This window comes from Yoonia sp., assembly GCF_036007805.1.
In the GTDB taxonomy this organism is placed as follows: Bacteria; Pseudomonadota; Alphaproteobacteria; order Rhodobacterales; family Rhodobacteraceae; genus Yoonia.
Window position 1 is genome coordinate 1 of record NZ_DASYOK010000230.1, and the last position, 2,887, is coordinate 2,887.

Here is a 2,887-nt window from a genome sequence, read left to right on the forward strand (position 1 = left end):
CAAGGACTATGACAAACGCCAATGGCAGGCGATTTTCCGGCAGATGATGGGGCATGATTTATTGCGCCCTGACCGCGAAAGGCACGGTGCGCTGCGGATGACGGAACATGCGCGCCCCATCCTGCGTGGCGAGGCCACGATCGAATTGCGCCGCGACACGATCAAGGCGGCGCGCGGTTCGGGGCCGCAAGTCCGGATGCTGGTCAGTGAAGAAGACGCGCCACTTCTGTCAGCGCTGAAGGCCAAACGCCGGTACCTTGCCGAACAGGCCAATGTCCCCGCCTATATTATTTTCAACGACCGTACTTTGATTGAGATGGCCGAAAAACGGCCCATGACCCTTGATGAAATGGCCCATATCGGCGGTGTGGGTGCAAAAAAGCTCGCGACCTATGGTCAGGATTTCCTGTCAGTCATCGCAGGGGCGGTTGAGGAGGTGCATCCTATGCGCCGCAAGCTTGCAGGGCGTGACGAGGGCGCGGTTTATGACCGTCTGATGCAGGCGCAGGCTGCGTTGACCCGTGGCCCCCATGGCGCGGATAAACCGATGAGCTGTTCTGCGTCAATGTTGGCCAAAGTTGCGCAGATGCGCAGCGCGGATATGGAAAACCTGACCCGTGTCATAGGCGATAAATACGCCGAAAGGTTTGGCGAGGCATTTCTAGAGGTGCTAGAAGCCGGTTAGACTTAAAGAGGGACAAGCAACATGCGCGCGATCACCTACACCACCTTTGGACCGGCCGCCGATGTCCTGACTCTAGAGGACCTTCCGACGCCAGACCCCGCAGCGGGCGAGGTTCTGGTGCGGTTGCAGACCTCTGGCGTCAACCCCTCTGACATTCGCGCCCGTGCAGGCGGCCGACCCGGTGTGACCAAGCCGCCCTTTCCCAAGATCATCCCTCATAGCGATGGCGCTGGTGTTATCGAGGCGGTGGGCGAAGGCGTCTCGCCTGACCGGATTGGTCAGCGGGTCTGGATCTGGAACGGACAGTGGCAGCGTGCGTTTGGAACCGCTGCCGAGTATATCGCGTTGCCCGCAGGGCAGGCGGTGCCATTGCCCGAGAACGTGTCTTTCGCCGAAGGGGCAACGCTTGGGATTCCGGGTCTGACGGCGGTTCATGCGGCGCTGGGGCAAGGCCCTGTTGCGGGCAAAAGGGTGCTTGTCAGTGGCGGTGCCGGGACTGTCGGTCATCTGGCTGTGCAGGTAGCGGCGGCGTCTGGTGCCGAAGTGATTGCAACGGCGCGGGGCCAGCAGGCACTGCAAGCGGCACGGGATGCAGGGGCGGCCCACGTCTTTGACTATACGGACAGTGATCTGGCCGCGCAGATATTGGAGGCCACCGGCGGTCGCCCGATTGACCATATCGCGGAAGTCGAGTTCGGGAAGAATGCCGCGACAATCGCCGAGGTCATTGCCGAAAACGGGACGGTGGCCACCTATGGATCGGCCAAGGACATGACGCCTGCAATCCCCTTTTATCCGCTGATGTTCAAAGCCGTGAACATCAAGCTTGTGCTGGTTTACCTGCTGACGCCCGAGGAGCGGGAAAAAACCACGGGTCAGCTGAACGATTTGCTTGCGCGCAATGCGCTGAACATCCGTATCTCGGACACGCTTGCTCTGGACCAATGCGCCATCGCGCATGACATCATCGCGCGCGGTGATCGTGCGGGCTCTGTCATCCTGACACTCTAGATTGACCCGCCGCAGGCTTCGCTCTAGCAAGCGCACATTCTGATAAGAGGCAAAGACATGGCACGCAGACGCAAGGGTCGCGATATTTCGGGTTGGCTGGTGGTGGATAAACCCGCCGGCATTACCTCCACCGCGGTCGTCAATAAGGTGCGCTGGGCGCTGGATGCCAAAAAGGCCGGTCACGCAGGCACGCTTGATCCCGAGGCGACAGGCGTTCTGGCCGTGGCTTTGGGTGAAGCCACGAAAACCGTGCCCTATATCACCGATGCGCTGAAGGCCTATACGTTTACCGTGCGTCTTGGTGCCGCCACCAATACCGACGATGCCGAGGGAGAGGTGATCGCGACCTCTGATCTGCGCCCTGATGACGCGGCGATCAAGGAAGCCTTGAGCAGCTTTGTTGGTGATATCATGCAGGTCCCGCCGCAGTTTTCCGCCGTGAAAGTAGACGGTGAGCGCGCCTACAAAAAGGCCCGCGATGGCGAGGAGATGGACCTGGCAGCGCGTCCTTTATGGGTGGAAGAACTCTTGCTGATTGATCGCCCCGATGCCGATCACGTTGTGCTGGAAATGACCTGTGGCAAAGGCGGTTACGTGCGTTCCATCGCACGCGATCTGGGCGAGGCGCTGGGCTGTAAGGCGCATGTCAAATCACTGCGCCGGATCTGGTCGGGTCCGTTTCAGGCCACAGACGGGGTGACTTTGGAACAGGTCGATGCATTGGCCAAAACGCCCGAACTTGATGCCTTCGTGCAACCTTTGGAGATCGGGTTGAGCGACCTTGCAGAGGTGCGCTGTCTGGCAGAAAGCGTGGCCAAGCTGCGCAATGGCAACCCTGCGTCCGTGATCGCGACAGGTGTTGAATTCGGTGATGAGGTCTGGGCCTCATACGAAGGCAAGGCCATTGCCGTGGGTACCTATCGTGGCGGGGAAATTCAGCCATCGCGCGTGTTCGTCACCTGATCCGGTGATCACGCGGACACATATCAAGGACGACGCGCCCTCGACTGCAATCTACTCTGATTGCGAACGCTACCGCTATGCGCTGACACGCACGTGGGATGCAAAGGGCAAACGGGTCCTGTTTGTGATGCTGAACCCCTCGAAGGCCACCGAGGTGCAGAACGACCCGACCGTGGAGCGCTGCGAAAGACGCGCCCGTGCGCTGGGCTTTGGCGCGTTTCAGGTGAC

Annotated in this window: 4 protein-coding genes; all 4 read left to right on the forward strand. The window is 60.2% G+C overall.

Going from position 1 to position 2,887, the window contains the following annotated elements; all coding sequences use genetic code 11:
* The coding region (locus tag VGP75_RS12610) for an HRDC domain-containing protein (RefSeq protein ID WP_327544006.1) at positions 1-685 on the forward strand (685 nt) is incomplete at its 5' end.
* A gap of 21 nt (positions 686-706) precedes the next feature.
* Positions 707-1,696, forward strand: coding sequence for an NADPH:quinone reductase (locus VGP75_RS12615; RefSeq protein ID WP_327544007.1), 990 nt, complete (start codon positions 707-709; stop codon positions 1,694-1,696).
* A gap of 57 nt (positions 1,697-1,753) precedes the next feature.
* Positions 1,754-2,659: a tRNA pseudouridine(55) synthase TruB gene (gene truB / locus VGP75_RS12620; RefSeq protein WP_327544008.1), complete on the forward strand. Its 906-nt coding sequence runs from the start codon at positions 1,754-1,756 to the stop codon at positions 2,657-2,659.
* Between the two features lie 4 nt (positions 2,660-2,663).
* A partial coding sequence (locus tag VGP75_RS12625; RefSeq protein ID WP_327544009.1) for a DUF1643 domain-containing protein occupies positions 2,664-2,887 on the forward strand: 224 nt, incomplete at its 3' end.

What these genes read in the sequence shown, in the direction of transcription:
- VGP75_RS12615 (WP_327544007.1), top strand. Translation starts at nt 707, where the DNA reads ATGCGCGCGATCACCTACACCACCTTTGGACCGGCCGCCGATGTCCTG.
- truB (WP_327544008.1), top strand. Translation starts at nt 1,754, where the DNA reads ATGGCACGCAGACGCAAGGGTCGCGATATTTCGGGTTGGCTGGTGGTG.